The organism is Lachnobacterium bovis, from assembly GCF_900111325.1.
Classification (GTDB): domain Bacteria; phylum Bacillota; class Clostridia; order Lachnospirales; family Lachnospiraceae; genus Roseburia; species Roseburia bovis_A.
Window position 1 is genome coordinate 17,895 of record NZ_FOGW01000014.1, and the last position, 20,922, is coordinate 38,816.

Sequence of the window (20,922 nt, forward strand, 5' to 3'; positions counted from 1 at the left end):
AGATGAAAACTGTATTTATGTATGCTGGCCAGGGAAGTCAGTTTGTTTCAATGGGAAAAGATTTTTATGATAAATATGAAACTTATAAAAATTTTATTGATGGCGTAAAGTTGTCAAAAGATTATAAAAAGTTGATGCATGAAGGTCCACTTGAGGAGCTTTCACTTACTCAAAATACTCAGCCTGCTATGGCGATGTTTGCAATCGGAGTTACTAAACTTTTAGAAGAAAATAACATCAAACCTGATATGTCAGTTGGCTTAAGTTTAGGAGAATATGGTGCATTGTACGCAGCTGGTGTAATGACAGAACAAGATTATTTGAAGGTAATAGAATATAGAGGGGTAAAAATGGCAGAAGCTGCATCTAAACAAGAATGTGCAATGAGCGCAATTATTGGAATGGATGTATCAGATGTAGAAAAAGCTGTAGAAGAAGTAAGCAAAAAGGAAATTGGTTATATCACAATTGCAAATTATAATTGTCCAAAACAGTATGTAATTTGTGGCGATTTAAATGCTGTTGAAGAAACAGAAAAACTTTTAAAAGAAATGGGCGCAAGACGTGTCGTACGTTTAAATGTAAGTGGACCATTTCATACTAAATACATGCATGAAGCTAAAGTTGCACTAGAAAAAATATTTAAAAAAGTGACTTTTAAAGCACCAAGTTTTCCAGTTGCAGTTAATTTTACAGGAAAAATTATTAATCAAAACACGTCAGGAGATGAGATTAAAGAGCTTTTAACTAATCAAGTTCAATCATCAGTGCGTTTTGAAAAAGATATTGAAGAATTAATCAAACAAGGTGCTGACAACTTTATTGAAATAGGACCAGGTAAAGTTTTAAGTGGCTTTGTTAAGAAAAAAGCAAAAGAAATGAATGTCGAAGTTAAGATTACAAGTATTTCTAAAACACAAGATTTAGAAGCTATTGTTGCTTAAACAACTAAGGAGGAAAGATATGTCAACAGCGTTAGTAACTGGTGGAAGCCGCGGAATAGGAAGAGCAGTTTGTTTAAAACTTGCAGAAAGAGGATTTAATATTGCATTTAGCTATAACTCTAATGAGGAACAGGCAAAAGAAACAATTTCTTTATGCGAAGCTAAAGGTGTAAAAGCAGTAGCTTTTAAATTTGATGTTAGCAGTTCTAGTGACTGTACAAAACTTGTTGAGCAAACACTAGAAACTTTTAATGAAATAGATGTATTAGTAAACAATGCTGGAATCACAAGAGATTCTTTAATCATGAGAATTAGTGATGAAGATATTGAAAAAGTAATTGATGTAAACTTAAAAGGTACTTTTTATATGATGAGAGAAGTTTCAAAAGTTATGTTAAAACAAAGAAAAGGTAGCATCATCAATATGAGTTCTGTTGTTGGTGTTGTTGGTAATGCAGGTCAGGTTAACTATGCAGCATCTAAAGCAGGTGTTATTGGTATGACAAAATCATTAGCTAAAGAGTTAGCAAGACGTAAAATTAGAGTTAATGCAATTGCTCCAGGAATGATTGAAACAGATATGACAGCAAAACTTAGTGATACAGCAAAACAAAATATATTAAGTACTATTCCTTTTGGTGAAATGGGTAAGCCAGAGGATATTGCAAATGCAGTTGCATTTTTTGCCTCAGAGGATAGCAGATACATCACAGGACAAGTTTTATTAGTCGATGGTGGAATGGTTTAAGAGACAAAACAAGATAAAAAGCATAAAAATCTAAAGTGATAAGGAAGTGCAAAATGAGAAGAGTTGTAATAACAGGTATAGGTGCAGTTACACCAATAGGAAATGATACAAAAAGCATGTGGGAAGGTGTAAAAGCCAAAAAATGCGGTATTGCTCCAATTACAGCATATGATACAGAAAATAGAAAAGTTAAATTAGCCGCAGAAGTAAAAGATTTTGATCCAAATGAGAAATTAGATAAAAACACAGCAAGAAAAAGTGACAGATTTACTCAGTTTGCGTTAGTTGCTGCTAAAGAAGCTATCGAAGACGCTATGATGTTAGAAGATGGTAAAGTTAAAGAGGATATTGATACACAAAGAGTTGGTGTAATCGTTTCTTCAGGTATCGGTGGTTTATATACAATCCAAAATGAGGATGCGAGAGGTGTAAAAAAAGGATACGATAGAGTATCTCCACATTTTATTCCAATGGTAATTTCAAATATGGCAGCAGGTCAGATCGCGATTCATTATGGATTACACGGAATGTGTAGTTGTGTTGTAACTGCATGCGCAGGTGGTACAAATGCAATTGGTGATAGTTTTAGACAAATTAGAGATGGCTATGCTGATATGATGGTTTGTGGTGGAGCCGAAGCAAGTATTACAGAACTTGGTATGGGTGGATTTACAGCAATGAAGGCCCTAAATCAGTCAACAGATCCAAACAGAGCATCAATTCCATTTGATAAAGACAGAAGTGGTTTTGTAATGGGTGAAGGTGCAGGAATTCTTGTATTAGAAGAGTATGAGCATGCCGTAAAACGTGGCGCTAAGATTTACTGTGAAGTTGCAGGATATGGAAGCAATTGTGATGCATTCCATGTGACAGCACCATTAAGCGATGGAAGTCAGGCTGCAAAATGTTTTGAATTAGCATTAGAAGATGCAAAAGTAAATAAAGATGAAATAAACTACATTAATGCTCATGGAACTTCAACACATCTAAATGATATGTGTGAAACAATGGCAATTAAAAAAGTATTTGGAGAAAAAGCTAAAGATATAATGGTTAGTTCTACAAAATCTATGACTGGACATTTACTAGGTGCTAGTGGTGCTGTAGAAGCTATTATTACAGCCTTATCAGTAAAAGAAGATTATGTGCCAGCTACAATTAACTACCAGAATTTTGATGAAGATTGTGATTTAGATATCGTACCAAATGAAGGTAGAAATACTAAAGTTGATTATGCAATGTCAAATTCACTTGGCTTTGGTGGACATAATGCTTGTCTAGTGTTTAAAAAATACAAATAAAAAAGGAAAAGGTAATAAAAATGACATTAACATCAGATGAAATTAAGGAAATCCTTCCACATAGATATCCATTTTTATTAGTGGATAGAATAACAGATTGCATTCCAGGAGAAGAAGCTACAGGAAGAAAATGTGTGACAGCAAACGAAATGCATTTTTGTGGACATTTCCCACAAAAACAAATTATGCCAGGAGTGTTAATTATTGAAGCATTAGCACAAACAGGAGCAGTAGCAATATTATCTCAAGAAGAAAATAAAGGAAAATTAGCTTTGTTTGCAGGAATAAAAAATGCACGTTTCAAAAAGCAAGTAATTCCTGGAGATGTTTTGGAATTAAATTGTAAAATTATAAAAAGAAGAGGTCAAATTGGTGTTGGAGAATGTAAAGCATTTGTTGACGGACAGCTTGCAGTATCTGCTGAGTTAACATTTGCTATAGAGTAAAAATTGTTTTTAACAGATAAGTAAAAAGGACTTCTTAGATATATTTACAAAAATTTCACATAATATTTACAAAAAATCTATAAAGAATTGAAGATAGCATTTGCAAATATGTTTTGTAGATGCTATACTTTTTAGTTGAAGATATAAAATATTAGTAGAAAAGGAAGAATTAATATGTTGCAAGAAGAATTTAATGATGTATATTCTAAGTTTAAATTGCATTTTTATCAAAATCTTTTTGAGAAATGGAAAGACAGAGAAGCTTCGCTTACAACTGTAGAGACATTTTGTATGGAAATTATTCATTATCTAGGAGAGCCAACGGTAAATGAGTTTGCTACAATGGCAAATATTTCATCACCAAATGCTGCTTATAAGATTAATAACTTAGTAAAAAAAGGTTATATTAAAAAGAAAAGATCAACACATGATCGTAGAGAATTCCATTTACAAGTAACAAAGAAGTATGAGAAATACTATGAAATGAATTATGCTTATGTTACAACTGTAATGGAAAGAGTTTATAAGAGATTTACTCCAGAAGAATTACAAGTAATGGAGAAAATTCTTAATGTAATGAGCGAAGAATTAATGCCTGAAATTAAAAAGACTCGTATTCCAGCAAAATATATAAATGCTAATATTGATGAAATGCTTAAAATTAGAAGATCGTAATTGAAAATTATAATTTAAAAGATAATATTTTGAAAGTTATGATGTAATAATTTTTTAAAAACTAAGTTTAATAGTTAAAAAGATATCACTATAGTGTCTCACGGAAGAGACAATGGTGATATCTTTTTTTTATAATCAGGTTATATTTATAAAGATATTATAAAGTTTAGTATAATTCTCGATATAAGTATGTGATGAAGTGTTTATTTAAGGGGAAGTACACGCAGATAAATAATATAAAGATGTAAATATAATAAAAGATATTAAATAAATATAAGTACATTAATTTGATTAATATATACAAATTTAGGAGGAATATTATGAAAGCTCTAATTTTAAATTCTGGCTTAGGAAAAAGAATGGGAATTTATACAAAAGAACAGCCAAAATGTATGACAGAAATATCTCCATCAGTAACAATAATATCGAAACAGTTGAAGCAATTAGTAGAAAGCGGAATAAAAGAAGTAGTAATTACAACGGGAGCATTTGATAGTGTTCTAATGGAATATTGCGAAAGTCTTGATTTGCCGATTGATATTTCTTATGTGAAAAATCCAAAGTTTCAGGAAACAAATTATATTTATAGTATCTATTGTGCGAGAGAGGCATTAGATGATGATATAATTTTGATGCATGGAGATTTAGTAATAGAAAATGAAGTGCTTGATAATGTTGTTAATTCTGAAAATTCGTGTATGGTAGTTTCAAGGTCTTTGCCTCTTCCTGAAAAAGATTTTAAGGCAACTATAAAAGATGGAAAGGTTAATAAGGTAGGCGTAGATTTATTTAATAAATCAGTTGCAGCACAACCACTTTATAAATTAAAAAAAGAAGATTGGAAGAAATGGCTAGAAAAGATTGTTGAATTTTGTGAAAAAGGAGTAACAGATGTTTATGCGGAGAATGCATTAAATGAGTTAGATGGTGCTTGTAATATTTTTCCATTAGACATAGGAAAAGCCTTGTGTGAAGAAGTAGATAATCCAGATGATTTGTTAGTTGCGACGTTAAAGGTGCGCCAGTTATCGATAAGAACTGTATATTTAGTATTTTCAGCAGACATCTTGCATGAAGGACATATTGAGTTAATAAAAAAAGCAAAAAAATTAGGTAGAGTAATTATAGGGGTTTTATCAGATGAGGTTGTGGCTACTTATAAGAGATTTCCACTTGTGCCAATAGAAGAAAGAAGGGCTATTTTTGAAAGTATTTCGGGAGTTTATAAAGTTGTTGATCAAGAAACTCTTTCGTATAAAGATAATCTTTTAAAATATAGGCCTGATATTGTTGTCCATGGTGATGATTGGAAAGAAGGTTTTCAAAAGCCAATAAGAGATGAAGTTGTTACAATTTTGGCGTCGTATGGTGGTAGGTTAGTTGAATATCCATATTCGAATAGAGAACGTTATAAAGTTATAGAGGAAAGGACAAGGCGTGAATTGTCACTTCCTGATTTTAGGCGTGCAAGATTAAAAAAGATACTTGAGATGAAAGGTTTTGCAACTGCATTAGAGGCACATAGCGGTATAACAGGTCTTATTGTAGAACAAACGAAGATATTTAGTAATGGTGGAGTTAAGCAGTTTGACGCAATGTGGGTTTCATCTCTTTGTGATAGTACGGCAAAAGGTAAGCCAGATATAGAATTAGTTGATATGACGTCTAGATATAGAACAATAGATGACATAATGGAAGTTACTACCAAACCTATTATTTTTGATGGAGATACTGGTGGACTTACGGAACACTTTGTGTATACGGTCCGAAGCCTTGAAAGAATGGGCGTATCGATGATAATTATTGAAGATAAGACTGGTTTGAAAAAGAATAGTCTTTTTGGGACAGAGGTAGAACAGACGCAGGCGCCTATAGATGAATTTTGTGCAAAGATAAAAGCAGGAAAAGAAGCACAAAAGACGAGTGATTTTATGATTTGTGCAAGAATAGAGTCGCTTATTTTAGAAAAAGGACTAGATGATGCATTAAAAAGAGCTTTTGCATTCGTTAGAGCAGGAGCAGATGCCATTATGATTCATAGTAGAAAAAAAGATCCAACAGAGATATTTGAGTTTTTAAAGGCATTTAGAGAAAAAGATTCTATTACGCCAATAGTTTTAGTGCCTACATCATTTAATACGGTTTATGAGGATGAATTTAAAGAAAGAGGGGCAAATATAGTTATTTATGCTAATCAATTAACAAGAACGGGCTTCCCTGCTATGAAAGATGCAGCAGAGACGATTTTAAGAAATAGCAGAGCAAAGGAATGTGACGATAAGTGCATGAGTATTAAAGAGATAATTAATTTAATACCAGGAGAATAATATTAATTGAAAAGGGGAAAACATGGGACAAAAAATAATAAAAATTAAAACAGAAGAAAAAGAATCAGATTATTCTAAGTTATGTGAGATTTTAGAAAAATGGATAAGTACTAAATCAAAAGTGATGATAGTGACTTTAAGATCAATCAAAAGATATCCTAAAATATTACAGCTGATGGAGAAAACTAAAAGTGTACATTTTACGGATTTTACACCAAATCCAACCTATGAAGAGGTTATGAAAGCGTATGAGCAATTTAAAAAAGAAAAATGCGATTCTCTAATTGCTATAGGTGGAGGCTCTGCAATGGATGTTGCTAAATGCATAAAATTTTACAATTTAGATAAAGAAAACGTGCCATTTCTTGCAGTTCCGACAACAGCTGGAACTGGTTCAGAAGCAACAAAATTTGCAGTTATATACAAAGATGGAAATAAGCTGTCTATTGAAGATGAAAGATGTATTCCAAAAGAAGTTATTTTTGATTATCATTTTTTGGAAAATCTTCCAATCTATCAAAAGAAAGTAACGATGATGGATGCTTTTTGTCATGCACTTGAGTCGTTTTGGTCGGTTAATGGAAACCAAGAAAGTCACTGTTATAGTCACGATGCACTAGAGACTATACTTGAATATATGGATGATTATTTGAATGAGAATGCAGACTTAAAGAAAAAAGAAATTGCTTATAAGAAGATGTTTGAGGCTTCGTACTTTGCAGGCAAGGCAATAAATATAGCTAAAACTACAGCCGGACACGCAATGTGTTATAAAATCACATCGATGTATGGTTTGGCCCATGGCCATGCTACGATATTGTGTAATCGAATTATTTTTAGATGGATGGTAGAAAATATTGACGATTTAGAATGTATAGATAAGCGTGGAAAAGAATATACAAAAGACATATTAAAGGAAATTGCGAATGTTTTTAAAGTGGATACGTTAGAGGAAGCCTGCAATAAATTAGATATGATTTTTGATAAATTAGATTTAGAAATTCCAGAAGTAACTGAAGAGCAAATTGAAGAATTAATTTCAAGTGTTAATGCAGATAGAATGAAAAATCATCCCTTTATAGTAACAGATAAAAATTTAGATATCCTATATAAGAAAATATTAAATTATGATATAATAAGTTATTGATTATGAGATATAAGGGGAGCGATTAATAATGGGCAGAAAGCGAAAGGAAACAGTTGAATTTAGATTTTATGATGTACCAGAGGATTGCCATGTATTAGGTTTACTTGGGGAGAAGTGGATCAGAGTATATGGGCAAGATACTGCGTCTTTGCATTTTCATAATCTAATGGAGATAGGATATTGTAGGTTTGGTAATGGAACTTTGATTTTAGATCAAAATCGTTGTAGATATGAAAATTCAATGTTGAGTATAATACCAGCAAATTATCCGCATACAACGCTAAGTGACAAAAAAGAAGATTATTGGGAGTATGTATTTTTTGATCCAGAGTATTTTATTAAGGAGTTGTATCCAGTTAATTTAAAAAAACAAAGAGAAATGCTTGATATAGTCACACGTAGCGCAGATTTACTTAGAGAAAGTGAATATCCTACAATAACAATGACTGTAAAAAACATAATGGAAGAACTACGCAATAAAAAGATGTGCTACGAAGATCAAGTTGAATTAATGATAAAGACATTAATCATTGACATAATAAGAATTCATAGTGAATGTAAAGATGAGGTTAAAAGCAAAATTGATTCATGTAGTCTTACACAAGTAGTTCCGGCTATTGATTATGTAGATGGTAATTATTCACGCAATATAAAAGCTAAAGAGTTAGCTTTCATTTGTGGTATGAGTGAAACTCATTTTAGACGTATTTTTGAAGAAAATATAAAAATGACTCCAATGGAATATGTGAATTTAGTTAGAATTCAAAAGGCATGTGAACTTATGACAAAAACAAATTATTCAATGGATGTTATTGCAGCTGAATGTGGTTATCAGACGACTTCTACATTCAATCGAAACTTTAAAAAGTATTTAGATACATCTCCGTATCAATGGAAAATAAATCCTAATAATTATACAAGTAAACTAAAAAATTTCAGAATTTCAGCTTTAAAGGGCTGGTAATGATAAAAAAGTGCAAAATGGTCGAATTTGCACTTTTTTAGTTTACTAAGAAACCATAAATTTCTCTAAATGTGTGTAAAATATGTATATGAAGGCGAGGACGGTTAATTTTAAAAATATTAACGACAACGCTTTTAGAGAAGAACATATTAGAAAGGTTTATGGAGGAAATAAAAACGATGAAACAATTTGACTATACACAAATAAAAAATCCACAATTTTTCGAAGAAAATAGATTAAAAGCTCATTCAGATCATGTTTGTTATAAAAATGAGGCTCAGTTAAATGTTAAGGAAACAAGTCTTAGAAAAAGTCTAGATGGAATTTGGAAATTTAGTTTTCACAAAAATTTTTTTAGTGTAGATTTAGATTTTGTAAAAAAAGATTATGATTGTAAAACATGGGATGATATTACAGTCCCAGGGCACATTCAAATGCAAGGTTATGGAGTGCCACAATACTTAAATACACAGTATCCATGGGATGGTTCAGAAGATATAATTCCAGGTGAAATTCCAACAGAGGATAATCAAATTGCTTGTTATGAAAAAAAATTTACTGTACCAAAAGATTGGGATAAAAATTCACGAATTTGCATTTCTTTTCAGGGTGTAGAGAGCGGATTTGCATTATTTTTAAATGGTGAGTATGTAGGATATAGTGAGAATTCATTTGATCCAGCAGACTTTGATTTAACAGATTATTTGATTGATGGAGAAAATAAATTAGCTGTTATTGTTTTTAAACTTACATCATCTTCATGGTGTGAAGACCAAGACTTTTATAGATTTTCAGGAATATATAGAAGCGTATTTTTATATGAAGTTCCAAAATGTCATTTACAAGATTTGTCAGTTGTACCTGTTTTGTCAGAAGATTTAAGTGAAGCTAATGTAGAAATTGGTGTAAAAACAAGAGGTAAAGGAACTATTAGTCTAGAATTAAAAGAAAGAATTCAAGATGTTTGCGATGTTGAGAATGCAAGTGATGGAGCAAATTTATTACTTGATGGAAAAGAAATCATTGAAATTGCCTTTGATGAAAACAGTGAAAATACTCAAAATGATAATTATGTAGACAGTGTTATGAATACAAGCACTAGCGCAAGTTTTGAAGTAAAGAAAATGAAGTTATGGAGCGCAGAAGAACCTAATTTATACACACTTTATGTAAAAGTATATGATGATTTGGGCAATTTAGTAGAATGTACTTCACAGCTTGTTGGATTTAGAAAATTTGAAATAAAAGATTCTGTTATGCATCTAAATGGAAAACGAATTGTTTTTAAAGGTGTAAATAGGCATGAATTTAGTTCCGTTACAGGAAGAAAACCAAATAAACAAGATGCAATCAAAGATATTATTACAATGAAAAAAAATAATATAAATGCAATTAGAACATGTCATTATCCAGATGATTCATTTATATATGAGTTATGTGATATTTATGGAATTTATATGATTGCAGAAAATAATTTAGAGACACATGGAACTTGGGATGCTTTTTTAAGAGAAAAAGCGACAGAGGATTATCTTTTACCATACAATAAAGTGGAATGGAAACAGATGCTTTTAGACAGAGTAAACTCTTGTTACCAAAGAGATAAGAATCATCCTGCAATTTTAATCTGGTCATGTGGAAATGAAGCTTACGGTGGTAGAGATATTTATGAAATGTCTTGTCTTTTCAAAAAACTTGATAAACATCGTTTAGTACATTATGAAGGAGTAACAAGAGATAGAACATATAATGACACAACTGATATAGAAAGTCAGATGTATACGCCGGTTGAAGAAATAAAAGAATTCTTAAGCGAGCATAAAGACAAACCATTTATATGTTGTGAATATACTCATGCAATGGGAAATTCGTGTGGTGGCATGAAAAAATACACCGATTTAACAGATACGAATCCATTATATCAAGGTGGATTTATCTGGGATTTTATAGATCAGTCAATTTATAAAAAAGACAGATATGGCAAATGGTTTTTAGCATATGGAGGAGATTTTAAAGAAAGACCAACAGATTATAACTTTTCTGGAAACGGAATAGTATACGGTGGAGAAAGAAATCCATCACCAAAAATGGTAGAGGTTAAATATAATTACCAAAATATTTCTGTAGATTTTGTGGAAGAGAATAAATTTGTTGTTATAAATAAAAATCTTTTTACAAATACAAACAAATATGATGCAGTATTAGAACTCCTTGAAAACGGCCAAAAAATCAGAACCTTTAATTTGAATATTGAGGTTGAGCCATTAAGCAAAAAAGAATTTATGATTCCAAACGAAGTACTTGAAATGATGGAAACAAGACAGTTTGCGGCAGATTCATTGAATAAAAATAAATTAGAATTTGCTATTACAATTTCGTTTAGAATTAAAAAAGAAACTTTATGGGCAAAAGTTGGCCATGAAGTAGCATTTGGCCAGAAGGTTTATAAAGTTAGAGCTTTGTCATATGCGTGCAGTGAAAAATTAGAAGTGGTAAACGGAAAATTTAATGTTGGTGTTAAGGGTAAAAATTTCAAAGCATTATTTTCATTTATTAATTGTGGTTTAACATCATATGTGTACGCTGGTCGTGAAATGATAGAAAAGATACCTATGCCAAATTTCTGGAGAGCACCAGTTGACAATGATTGTGGATGTAGAATGCCACAAAGATATGCTCAGTGGAAGATAGCAAGTTTATACATTTCAGGTAAGCAAGAAGATGGATTTGAAAATCTTGCGCCAGAAGTTATTGAGAAAGAAAATAGTGTTCAAATTATTTATACTTATTACATGCCAACTGTTCCAGCTTCAAAAGTATTAGTGACATATGAAGTTTTCGGAGATGGTACTATACAGACAACTTTAAGCTACGATGTTGTTAAAGAATTAGGAGATATGCCAGAATTTGGTATGTTATTTAAGCTAGATGCTGATTATGAAAATGTTGAGTGGTATGGCTTAGGCGAGGTTGAAACTTATGTGGATAGATTAAATGGCGCTAAACTTGGAGTATATAAAAACAAGGTAGCAGACAATATGGCTAAGTATTTAGTGCCACAAGAATGTGGAAATAAATGTCAGGTTCGTTATGCTAAAATTACTGATATAGCAGGACATGGAATGATTTTCTTTGGAGATGAATTATCATTTTCAGCTCTTCCATATACACCACATGAGATTGAAAATGCTCAGCATGAGTATGAATTACCTCAAGTGCATTATACAGTGGTACGTGTGGCTAAACAGCAAATGGGAATAGCTGGCGATGACAGTTGGGGCGCTAAAGTACATGAAGAGTACTTAATAGATACAAAAAATAATGATCGATTAGAATTTAAATTCTGCTTTAGAGGAATTTAATTATTTATCATAAAAACCAAAAATGTTGCAGTATATCTTAGGGTATATTGCAACATAAACTACAAAGTTGATTATTCTTTTTTATATAAGTATAATAATAATAGCAAAATTTTTTGTGTAAAGGGTAAGGAGAAGGAAATTATGAGAGAAAAATTATTACAGAAATTTAATGAATTATATGGCAAAGGAAATGATGATAGAGTTTATTTTGCACCAGGTCGTGTTAATTTAATTGGGGAACACACAGACTATAATGGTGGTCATGTTTTTCCATGTGCATTGACAATAGGAACATATGCTGTAGCAAGAAAAAGAGACGATGATAAGTTTAGATTTTTTTCAATGAATTTTGAAGAATTAGGTGTGATAGAATCTTCTTTAGATGATTTAAAACCATATAAAGAAGCAGACTGGACAAATTATCCAAAGGGAGTTATTTGGGCTTTTGCAGAAAAAGGAATGAAAATAGATAAAGGTTTAGATATTCTTCTTTATGGAAATATTCCTAATGGTTCAGGGTTATCATCATCAGCTTCTGTTGAGGTATTAACAGGTTATATTTTAAGAGATTTATTTGGTTTTGAAGTTACAAATCAAGATTTAGCATTAATCGGTCAATTCTCAGAAAATAAATTTAACGGTGTTAACTGTGGAATCATGGATCAATTTGCAATTGCAATGGGCAAAAAAGATAATGCAATTTTCTTAGATACTGCAACACTTAAATTTGAATATGCACCAATTAAATTAGATAATGCTAAAATTGTTATTTCATGCAGTAATAAAAAACGTGGATTAGGTGATTCTAAATACAACGAAAGAAGAAGTGAATGTGAGCAGGCACTTGCAGAAATTCAGCAATTCGTTGGAATAGAGACATTAGGTGATTTATCTGAAGAACAATTTGAAATGTACAAATCATCAATTAAAGACGAAGATAGACAAAAACGTGCAAAGCATGCTGTTTATGAGAATCAAAGAACAATTAAAGCTGTTGAAGCCTTAAAAAACAACGATGTAGAAGAATTTGGTAAACTAATGATTGCTTCACATGATTCTTTAAGAGATGATTATGAGGTGACAGGAATTGAACTTGATACGTTAGTTGAAGAAGCACTTAAAATTGATGGTGTAATTGGTTCAAGAATGACAGGTGCAGGCTTTGGTGGATGTACAGTTAGTATCGTAAAAGACGATGCAGTAGACGAATTTATTGAAAAAGTTGGAAAAGCTTATGAAGCAAAAATCGGATATGCAGCAGATTTTTACGTAGTAGAAGTGGGAGATGGTCCATGTAGATTACAGTAATTTAAAAAATATACATGAACTAAATCATAAAGATTACAGTAATTTTAAAAATATAAATGAACTAAATCATAAAGATTATAGTAATGAAATGTATAAATAATTTATGACACAAAATATGGAGGCTTTATTGGGGAAATGATTTACGAAAGAATATTACAATTAGTTGATTATGGAAAAAACAAAAATTTGTTAGCAGAGGACGATAGAATTTTTACTATTAATTCCTTACTTGAATTATTAGAATTAGACGAAATTCCAGAAGATGTTATTAATGCCTATAATTCGAATAAAAAGGATGATGTGATAAATTGCGAAAGTCAGCAAGATGAGTACTTATCAAAAATTCTTGAGGAAATAACAGATTATGCATATGAAAAAGGCATTATAAAAGAAAATACTGTCACATATAGGGATTTATTTGATACAAAAGTAATGGGAAGATTGATGCCAAGACCATCAGAGGTTAGAGCAAAATTCGCCAATTTGTATAAGAATGAATCATCATTAGCTGCAACAGACTTCTTTTATAAGTTAAGTTGTGATAGTAACTACATCAGAAGAGATAGAATTAAAAAAGATGTAAAATGGACAACGGATACTAAATATGGCACATTAGATATCACTATTAATCTTTCTAAGCCAGAGAAGGATCCTAAGGCGATTGCAGCAGCCAAAAATGCTAAACAGAGTGCATATCCAAAATGTCAACTTTGTAAAGAAAACGAAGGTTATGCCGGACGAGTAAATCACCCAGCAAGAGAAAATCACAGAATAATTCCATTAACAATTAATGGAAGTGATTGGTTTTTCCAATATTCGCCATATGTGTACTATAATGAGCATTGTATTGTGTTTAATTCACAGCATACACCTATGAAAATAGAAAAGGCAACATTTGCAAAATTACTTGATTTTGTCTCTGTTTTTCCACATTATTTTGTAGGTTCTAATGCTGATTTGCCAATAGTAGGTGGCTCTATTTTGAGTCATGATCATTTCCAAGGTGGTCACTATACTTTTGCAATGGAAAGAGCTGAGATTGAGAAAAAAATAGAATTTGATGGCTATGAGGATATTGAGGCTGGAATAGTAAAATGGCCAATGTCTGTTATTAGATTAACTTCTGTTAACAAGGATAGATTAATAGAATTAGCAGATAAAATTTTATTAAAATGGCGTTCGTATTCTGATGAAAATGCATTTATTTTTGCAAATACTGATGGCGAGCCACATAATACAATTACACCAATTGCAAGACGACGTGGTACAAAATTTGAACTAGATTTGGTGTTAAGAAATAATATTGCAACTAAAGAATATCCACTTGGAGTTTATCATCCGCATGAGAAATTACATCACATAAAAAAAGAGAATATTGGCCTAATTGAAGTTATGGGACTTGCTGTATTACCTGCTAGATTAAAACAGGAAATGCACGATTTAAAAGAGGCAATGTTAAATAACGAAGATTATAGAAATGATGAAGTTTTGAAAAAACATGCAGATTGGGTGGATTCGTTCAAAAAAGAATATGATGATATTAATGCTGATAATATTGATAACATTTTAAAACAAGAAATTGGAAAAGTTTTTGAACAAGTTCTTGAAGATGCAGGCGTTTATAAATGTGATGAAGCAGGACGACAAGCATTTCTTAAGTTCATTAGAAATGTTAATGAAGGTGACTAGCCCAGATAAAAACTAGATAAAAGACACGATAAAAGACACGATAAAAGACTAGATAAAAAACTAGATAAAGGACACGATAAAGATATGATATGTACCCGATTTTCAAGTCGCTAGAGTTAGTGAGTGATTGAAAAATCGGGTACAATCAATTAATTTTAGGCTTTTATAAACTCTTGTTTAGCCATCTTGAGGAAATCATTCGAATTAAGAAAATGATTCCACGGAAATTTAATTCAATAAACATTGCAAGCCAAATGCCATATAAACCATATATTGGTGCTAAGAAATAAGCAAGTGTTATACGAACAGCCCACATACTTACAAAGTTCATAATGCTTGGAATAAGTGTATCTCCTGCACCACGAAATACTCCGGAAGCGACTATAGAAGCCGCATACATCGGTTCAGCAAATGCTTCAAGACGTAGCACTTTAACTCCTAGTTTTTGAATTGTTATATCAGAAGTTAATAATTTCATCATTATTGGCGAACCAAAATAAAGAAAAATACCTGATCCTGCCATAATAATCATAGCTAAAACAATGCAAAGCCATCCTAATCGTTTGGCTAATTCCTTACGTTTAGCACCAATTGTTTGTCCAACAATTGTCATAGAAGCAGCTTCAATTCCATATCCAGGCATGTAACAAAAACTTTCAGCAGTTATAGCAAAAGAGTGAGCTGCAACTGCAATGCTTCCAAGTGGAGCGACAATTCGAGTGAGAGTTACATAAGCACTTCCAGTAATTATTTGTTCAAAAGCTACAGGTGCGCCTATTTTTAAAGCACGCATAAGAATTTTTTTGTTAAAAGAAAACTTCTCTTTTTTTTGAAAATGTAGCATAGTTGAACGGAATAAAAGCAAATAAAGTAAAATAATAGCTCCAACAAATTCAGCAAGAACAGTACCAAGTGCTGCACCAATTACGTCTAATTTCAATATGAAAATAAAAATCCAATTAAAGATAACGTCCATAAAACACATCAAAATATTTACAGAACTAGGTCCTTTCATATTTCCAGTCGCTTGTAACATCCCACCAGCATATTGTGTAATGAAAATTAGTGGTATTGAAAAAACATAAATGAAAAAATAAGATGATGCTTTAGGACAAATATCGGAATTGCCACCTAACCAAATTGGCAAAGATGGACTGATTATTGTTCCGATTAAAGCAAATATTATTCCGGCAGCTAAAATAATAAAAAAGCCGTGTTTTAAAATGTTTCTAGCTTCACTTTCTTTTTTTGCACCGATGCTTTGTGATACCTGAACAGTAAATCCAGCAACAATGGCTAAAATAAGCCCACCTAATAACCAGGTTGTAGATGTGACAAGTCCAATTGATGCCGAAGCATTTGAACCTAAATGTCCAACCATAGATGCATCAATATATTGCATAACAACTGAGGTGAGTTGAGCTAAAATAGATGGTAAACTCAAGTGTAGAGTTAAAGATATTTGTTGGGAAAGAGTCAATGTCTTTCCATTTCGTAAATCGTTTAAATAATTTTTTTTCATAACTAACATTATATCTTGAAAAATATAGTATTACAACAGCTTTTTTCTATTTAAAGTTGTCGAATATAATGAAGTATTGTATTATATATAGAAAGATTTATATGGAGGATTTATTATGAAAAATTGGGAAAAAAATATAAGAAAGGTTGTGCCATATACACCAGGTGAACAGCCAAAACAGGCAAATATTATTAAATTGAATACTAATGAAAATCCATATCCACCAGCAAAGGGAGTTTATGAAGCATGGAAAAATTTTGATATTGACAAATTAAGATTATATCCTGATCCTTCTATTGGTAAGTTAAGAGACGAAATTGCAAAGTTTTATAATGTATCAAGCGAGGAAGTATTTGTGGGTGTGGGGTCAGATGATGTTATTGCAATGTGTTTTATGACTTTTTTTAACGATGACAAACCAATTATATTTCCGGATATAACATATTCGTTTTATGATGTTTGGGCTAATATGTTAAAAATAAAATACAAACAGATTCCACTCGATGATAATTTTGAAATACAAACAGAGGACTATAATATTGAAAATGGTGGAATTATTTTTCCAAATCCTAATGCCCCAACAGGAGTCTTAATGCCCCTTGAAGAAGTTGAAAAAATAATAAAAAATAATCAAGATGTAATCGTTATGATTGATGAAGCATATATAGATTTTGGAGGAGAAAGCGCGATAGAATTAACTCATAAATATGATAATGTTTTAGTAATTCAAACTTTTTCTAAATCTCGTTCAATGGCAGGTGCAAGAATAGGCTACGCAATAGGAGATAAAAAGCTTATAAAATATCTAAATGATGTTAAGTATTCATTTAATTCATATACTCTAAATACTATGGCAATTGAATTAGGTGTAAAAGCAATAGAAGATAGAGAATATTTTGAAGAAACAAGAAATAAAATTATAAAAACAAGAGAATGGACTAAAGAAAAATTAAAAGAATTAGGCTTTATTTTTAAGGATTCAAAGAGTAATTTTATTTTTGCAAGACATGAAACAAAAAAAGCAAAAGAAATTTTTGAAGCACTTAAAGAAGAAGGGATAATCGTACGTTATTTTTCTAACCCAGAAAGAATCAATAATTATATAAGAATAACAATTGGTACAGATGAGGAAATGAAAAAATTAATTAAATTTTTATGCAAATATCTTGAAAAAAATCAAATTGTTTTGTAACATAGTATAGACTTTAAACGAAAAAACTTATTTGAGTATATTTAAAAATGAGAGGAATAAGACTATGTTATATTATTTAATTACGTTTTTAATTTCTATGGTTCCTTTAGTTGAAATCAGAGGGGCTATTGTATATGCAGATCAAATGCATTTACCAACTTTAGCAGCATATGCGTTGTGTATTTTAGGAAATATGTTGCCGGTTCCAATTATATTTTTATTTGCTAGAAAAGTACTTGTATGGGGGGCCGACAAGCCATATATCGGTAAATTCTTTACATTTTGTTTAAATAAAGGAAAAAAAGGCGGTCAGAAATTACAAGAGAAAGTTGGAAAAAGCACTTTTATTGCATTATTTTTATTTGTTGGAATTCCATTACCTGGAACAGGAGCTTGGACAGGTACTCTTGCGGCAAGTATCTTAGATATGGATTTTAAATCGACTGTAATTGCTGTAATGTCGGGCGTTTTTTTGGCAGGAGTGATTATGCTATCAGCGTCTAAACTCGCAACGCTGGGGTTAGCGTTTTTATAAAAAAGCAATTACCAAAAAAAACACAATATAAAACAAACATAATAAAAACAAACATAATAAAAATTAACACAATAAAAAATAAAAGGCAGTATAATCGTGATTGATTATATTGCCTTTTTTGTGTTGAGCGCCTAGCGCGCACGTTTCTAACGGGTTCAAGTCCCGAACACGCCCAGATAGTGGGAAGTGTCTGATGCAAATTATTTTTAAAATATAAGCCAGCTAGCTATTTTGATTATATCATGTTATGATATTCAAGTTTTTGTTGTAAACATAAGTTGCGTCGTCTAGTGCAAATCGCCTTTTTGGTAAGTAGGAAAGTTGCTGGTGAAGCCAAAAGCATAATAACGTATAACAAACCAAGGAATCCTTGGAGAATACTTATCTTAGTAGCCATTTCAGTAATTAAAGTTCCCCATAAGTTAAACATTATATGGTAAATCATTGAAAAATAAATAGATCCAGTTCCTTCACAAATATAGCCAAGTAAAACACCAAGTGCAAATGCGTAAGTGCCTTGAACAAGGTTCATATGATAAAGACCAAAAGCTAATGCTTGCAATAAATTAGCACACCAAAATGGTACTGATTTTTTAAACATTCTTAAAGCAAAACCTCTAAATAATAGTTCTTCTGCTAAGGGTGCAAAAATAACAGCATAAATTTGCATTGTAACTATGTTGATATCGCCCAAACCAGAGTCATTAATTATGTGCTCGTAGTTTTCTACTACTTGAGGCGAAATAATATTATAAAATATCTGTACCAGTCCAGCTATAAATTGTGTGGCAGGTAGTATTAAAAGAAAACAACCTATGATATTCCAATTATAGGATTCAGAAACAGATGGAACTTCAAATGAGCCACCCAAATAATGATGATATATAAATCCCATAAAAAATATTAAAACAACAGAGTACATTATCATTATATATCCGGTATCTATATTAAAAGAATCGTGATTTAATGATAGAATATTGAAAAATTTCCTAAAAAATATGTAAAAAAACGTTGAAAAAAATTGAGATGCAAATCCCAACAATATAGCTGAAAAACCAGCAAAGAAAAACCCTACTCTTTTCATATTAATCTCCAATCTAAACTTTTTGTAAACATTATATAACATTTATGTAAAAAAAATCAACTTGCACTTTACGTTAAAACTTTAATATGTTAAAATAAAGATTGACCAAATGAGAAAAGGGGTAGATATGATGAGCAAAAAGCTAAAAACAGAAGCAGTCGATCATTTATTTGATGCCATTTTATGTTTAAAAAATCGCGATGAATGTTATACATTTTTTGAGGATGTTTGTACAGTAAATGAGCTATTATCATTATCACAACGTTTCGAAGTGGCAGGAATGCTTAGAGAACAGAAAACTTATCTAGACATTGCAGAAAAAACAGGTGCATCAACAGCAACTATCAGTAGAGTAAATCGCTCATTAAATTACGGAAATGACGGATATGATTTGGTTTTTGCAAGATTGAAAGATGAAGAGACTAGATAATTTGTTAATAAGTGGTCAATATTATACATGCAATAAAAACTAGAATATAAAACAAAAGACTATCAATATTGAATAGAAATAATTAGAAAATATAATATTACGATCGAACAAAAGCTTCAAAAAAGACAGATAAGAGCGTTCTTACCTGTCTTTTTTATTTTTATCTTTCTTTTTCTTATTAGTATCTACATTTCTAGGATATGTAGCATTAATTTTATCTATAGTGCTTTCAATTATCATTTTTTTCAAATAAACATCGTAGCTTAAAAGACAAATAAAACTAAACTGTTGTAAAAAATCTTGATCTTCTTCAGGAAATCCCTTAAAAGTGTCTGTGGCAATCATGTATTTTTTGCCAACGTCTTTTAAAAACTTTTTAGATTCTTCATTTTCAAGATTAAAAACCTCATTATAGATAGATTCCATATTGAAATTCATGCCATCGCCACCAAAATATTTATCTGTAATAGGATTTAGTACAGATTTAATATCATTTATACTCAAAATGTTCTTGAAATAATATATAAATAACAATGTTAAAACGTGTTCTTTAGAATATTTCTTCTTTTCAGGTGGTGGTAAAAGATCATTTTTGGCATAGTTATTAATCATTGTTTTGGTTAAAATTTTATCGTCTTCGTGGCGTTTTATGTTGGCAAGTTGTGTCTCCATAAAAGTGGTCACTTGATCCATATATAAATTTATATTTGGAACTTCTTGTGATTTTACATAATCCATTGAATGTAAAGTGTCTAGAAGTTCTTGTAAAAATTCTTTAGTATTCTTATTATCCATAGTATACACCTCACATCACATTATATAGTAATTAAAACCACATAACAAGATAAAAAAGAAAAAAAAGAAAAAGAAATTATATTTCTATAGGGGAATATTCGTAAAATGTTAAATTTTTTTTATTTTATACTTTTTTTATAAAATAAAAAATGATAAAATAGAGAGATAAAAATAATATAGAAGAGGAGAATAATCGATGCCAAATTTAGAAAAAAAAGACGATAATAACCAACCTGTAAATTTGAATAAAGAAAATGAATCATTTTTTGATAATCAAAATCAATTTGAGGAGAATGGTCAAGAGAATGTAACAAATCAGTTTAGTGACGCACCACAGAATGATTTTAATAATCAAGATAATGTAACAAATGATGGTCAAGAAAGTTTACATTATAACATAAATGATCAGTACCAAAACGGAGCGCAGTACCAGGGAAATGGTCAGTACCAAAA

At 30.9% G+C, this 20,922-nt stretch carries 18 protein-coding genes; 15 read left to right on the forward strand and 3 right to left on the reverse strand.

Annotation, left to right across the window (positions count from 1 at the left end):
• The first annotated feature begins 2 nt into the window (after nucleotides 1–2).
• The 11 genes from fabD (at nucleotide 3) to galT (ending at nucleotide 14,911) form a co-directional block, all read left to right on the forward strand.
• Nucleotides 3–944 (forward strand): ACP S-malonyltransferase, encoded by a 942-nt coding sequence (fabD, locus tag BMY79_RS07300; RefSeq protein ID WP_027422058.1) that lies wholly within the window; start codon nucleotides 3–5, stop codon nucleotides 942–944.
• Between the two features lie 19 nt (nucleotides 945–963).
• Nucleotides 964–1,692, forward strand: coding sequence for a 3-oxoacyl-[acyl-carrier-protein] reductase (gene fabG / locus BMY79_RS07305; RefSeq protein ID WP_029067269.1), 729 nt, complete (start codon nucleotides 964–966; stop codon nucleotides 1,690–1,692).
• Between the two features lie 53 nt (nucleotides 1,693–1,745).
• A complete protein-coding gene (gene fabF / locus BMY79_RS07310; RefSeq protein WP_022749652.1) occupies nucleotides 1,746–2,993 on the forward strand; it encodes a beta-ketoacyl-ACP synthase II in 1,248 nt (415 codons plus the stop codon).
• A 20-nt stretch (nucleotides 2,994–3,013) separates the two neighbouring features.
• Complete coding sequence (fabZ, locus tag BMY79_RS07315; protein WP_022749653.1) at nucleotides 3,014–3,439, forward strand: 3-hydroxyacyl-ACP dehydratase FabZ; 426 nt, start codon at nucleotides 3,014–3,016, stop codon at nucleotides 3,437–3,439.
• A 174-nt stretch (nucleotides 3,440–3,613) separates the two neighbouring features.
• Nucleotides 3,614–4,114, forward strand: coding sequence for a MarR family winged helix-turn-helix transcriptional regulator (locus BMY79_RS07320; protein ID WP_022749655.1), 501 nt, complete (start codon nucleotides 3,614–3,616; stop codon nucleotides 4,112–4,114).
• 320 nt (nucleotides 4,115–4,434) lie between these two features.
• A complete protein-coding gene (aepX, locus tag BMY79_RS07325; protein WP_022749656.1) occupies nucleotides 4,435–6,441 on the forward strand; it encodes a phosphoenolpyruvate mutase in 2,007 nt (668 codons plus the stop codon).
• Between the two features lie 22 nt (nucleotides 6,442–6,463).
• Entirely contained in the window at nucleotides 6,464–7,588 is a 1,125-nt protein-coding gene (locus BMY79_RS07330; protein ID WP_022749657.1) for a phosphonoacetaldehyde reductase, read from the forward strand.
• Nucleotides 7,589–7,616: 28 nt separating this feature from the next.
• Nucleotides 7,617–8,552 carry an AraC family transcriptional regulator gene (locus BMY79_RS07335; protein ID WP_074730682.1) on the forward strand — a complete coding sequence of 312 codons (936 nt, stop codon included), beginning with the start codon at nucleotides 7,617–7,619 and terminating at the stop codon, nucleotides 8,550–8,552.
• 179 nt (nucleotides 8,553–8,731) lie between these two features.
• Nucleotides 8,732–11,914, forward strand: a complete 3,183-nt coding sequence (locus BMY79_RS07340) for a beta-galactosidase, LacZ type (RefSeq protein ID WP_074730683.1) — start codon at nucleotides 8,732–8,734, stop codon at nucleotides 11,912–11,914.
• A gap of 141 nt (nucleotides 11,915–12,055) precedes the next feature.
• Nucleotides 12,056–13,222 carry a galactokinase gene (locus BMY79_RS07345; protein WP_022749661.1) on the forward strand — a complete coding sequence of 389 codons (1,167 nt, stop codon included), beginning with the start codon at nucleotides 12,056–12,058 and terminating at the stop codon, nucleotides 13,220–13,222.
• A gap of 135 nt (nucleotides 13,223–13,357) precedes the next feature.
• Nucleotides 13,358–14,911 (forward strand): UDP-glucose--hexose-1-phosphate uridylyltransferase, encoded by a 1,554-nt coding sequence (gene galT, locus BMY79_RS07350; protein ID WP_022749663.1) that lies wholly within the window; start codon nucleotides 13,358–13,360, stop codon nucleotides 14,909–14,911.
• Between the two features lie 163 nt (nucleotides 14,912–15,074).
• Here galT and BMY79_RS07355 read toward each other — a convergent pair whose 3' ends face one another.
• The gene (locus BMY79_RS07355; protein ID WP_074730697.1) at nucleotides 15,075–16,433 is read right to left on the reverse strand and encodes an MATE family efflux transporter; all 1,359 of its coding nucleotides are present in this window, start codon (nucleotides 16,431–16,433) and stop codon (nucleotides 15,075–15,077) included.
• 115 nt (nucleotides 16,434–16,548) lie between these two features.
• On the opposite strand from BMY79_RS07355, the gene hisC reads away from it, so the two are divergent.
• Together hisC and BMY79_RS07365 are read left to right on the forward strand one after the other, a co-directional pair.
• Nucleotides 16,549–17,625: a histidinol-phosphate transaminase gene (gene hisC, locus BMY79_RS07360; RefSeq protein ID WP_074730684.1), complete on the forward strand. Its 1,077-nt coding sequence runs from the start codon at nucleotides 16,549–16,551 to the stop codon at nucleotides 17,623–17,625.
• A 64-nt stretch (nucleotides 17,626–17,689) separates the two neighbouring features.
• Entirely contained in the window at nucleotides 17,690–18,160 is a 471-nt protein-coding gene (locus BMY79_RS07365; RefSeq protein ID WP_022750411.1) for a COG2426 family protein, read from the forward strand.
• Between the two features lie 235 nt (nucleotides 18,161–18,395).
• On the opposite strand, the gene BMY79_RS07370 is transcribed toward BMY79_RS07365, so the two are convergent.
• Nucleotides 18,396–19,244: a CPBP family intramembrane glutamic endopeptidase gene (locus BMY79_RS07370; protein ID WP_022750409.1), complete on the reverse strand. Its 849-nt coding sequence runs from the start codon at nucleotides 19,242–19,244 to the stop codon at nucleotides 18,396–18,398.
• 130 nt (nucleotides 19,245–19,374) lie between these two features.
• On the opposite strand from BMY79_RS07370, the gene BMY79_RS07375 reads away from it, so the two are divergent.
• Entirely contained in the window at nucleotides 19,375–19,674 is a 300-nt protein-coding gene (locus BMY79_RS07375; protein WP_027422067.1) for a YerC/YecD family TrpR-related protein, read from the forward strand.
• A 141-nt stretch (nucleotides 19,675–19,815) separates the two neighbouring features.
• Here the strand turns inward: BMY79_RS07375 and BMY79_RS07380 are convergent, their stop codons facing one another.
• Entirely contained in the window at nucleotides 19,816–20,469 is a 654-nt protein-coding gene (locus BMY79_RS07380; RefSeq protein WP_027422068.1) for a DUF1836 domain-containing protein, read from the reverse strand.
• A gap of 196 nt (nucleotides 20,470–20,665) precedes the next feature.
• On the opposite strand from BMY79_RS07380, the gene BMY79_RS12175 reads away from it, so the two are divergent.
• Nucleotides 20,666–20,922 (forward strand): hypothetical protein (locus BMY79_RS12175; RefSeq protein ID WP_207645451.1); only part of this gene is annotated, 257 nt, incomplete at its 3' end.

Excerpts from the sequence above, each read along its gene's own strand:
- aepX (WP_022749656.1), top strand. The coding sequence starts at position 4,435 with ATGAAAGCTCTAATTTTAAATTCTGGCTTAGGAAAAAGAATGGGAATT.
- BMY79_RS07380 (WP_027422068.1), bottom strand. The coding sequence starts at position 20,469 with ATGGATAATAAGAATACTAAAGAATTTTTACAAGAACTTCTAGACACT.
- BMY79_RS07320 (WP_022749655.1), top strand. The coding sequence starts at position 3,614 with ATGTTGCAAGAAGAATTTAATGATGTATATTCTAAGTTTAAATTGCAT.
- BMY79_RS07355 (WP_074730697.1), bottom strand. The coding sequence starts at position 16,433 with ATGAAAAAAAATTATTTAAACGATTTACGAAATGGAAAGACATTGACT.
- fabZ (WP_022749653.1), top strand. The coding sequence starts at position 3,014 with ATGACATTAACATCAGATGAAATTAAGGAAATCCTTCCACATAGATAT.
- galT (WP_022749663.1), top strand. The coding sequence starts at position 13,358 with ATGATTTACGAAAGAATATTACAATTAGTTGATTATGGAAAAAACAAA.
- BMY79_RS07330 (WP_022749657.1), top strand. The coding sequence starts at position 6,464 with ATGGGACAAAAAATAATAAAAATTAAAACAGAAGAAAAAGAATCAGAT.
- BMY79_RS07335 (WP_074730682.1), top strand. The coding sequence starts at position 7,617 with ATGGGCAGAAAGCGAAAGGAAACAGTTGAATTTAGATTTTATGATGTA.
- BMY79_RS07365 (WP_022750411.1), top strand. The coding sequence starts at position 17,690 with ATGTTATATTATTTAATTACGTTTTTAATTTCTATGGTTCCTTTAGTT.
- fabF (WP_022749652.1), top strand. The coding sequence starts at position 1,746 with ATGAGAAGAGTTGTAATAACAGGTATAGGTGCAGTTACACCAATAGGA.
- fabG (WP_029067269.1), top strand. The coding sequence starts at position 964 with ATGTCAACAGCGTTAGTAACTGGTGGAAGCCGCGGAATAGGAAGAGCA.
- fabD (WP_027422058.1), top strand. The coding sequence starts at position 3 with ATGAAAACTGTATTTATGTATGCTGGCCAGGGAAGTCAGTTTGTTTCA.
- BMY79_RS07370 (WP_022750409.1), bottom strand. The coding sequence starts at position 19,244 with ATGAAAAGAGTAGGGTTTTTCTTTGCTGGTTTTTCAGCTATATTGTTG.
- BMY79_RS07345 (WP_022749661.1), top strand. The coding sequence starts at position 12,056 with ATGAGAGAAAAATTATTACAGAAATTTAATGAATTATATGGCAAAGGA.
- BMY79_RS07375 (WP_027422067.1), top strand. The coding sequence starts at position 19,375 with ATGAGCAAAAAGCTAAAAACAGAAGCAGTCGATCATTTATTTGATGCC.
- hisC (WP_074730684.1), top strand. The coding sequence starts at position 16,549 with ATGAAAAATTGGGAAAAAAATATAAGAAAGGTTGTGCCATATACACCA.
- BMY79_RS07340 (WP_074730683.1), top strand. The coding sequence starts at position 8,732 with ATGAAACAATTTGACTATACACAAATAAAAAATCCACAATTTTTCGAA.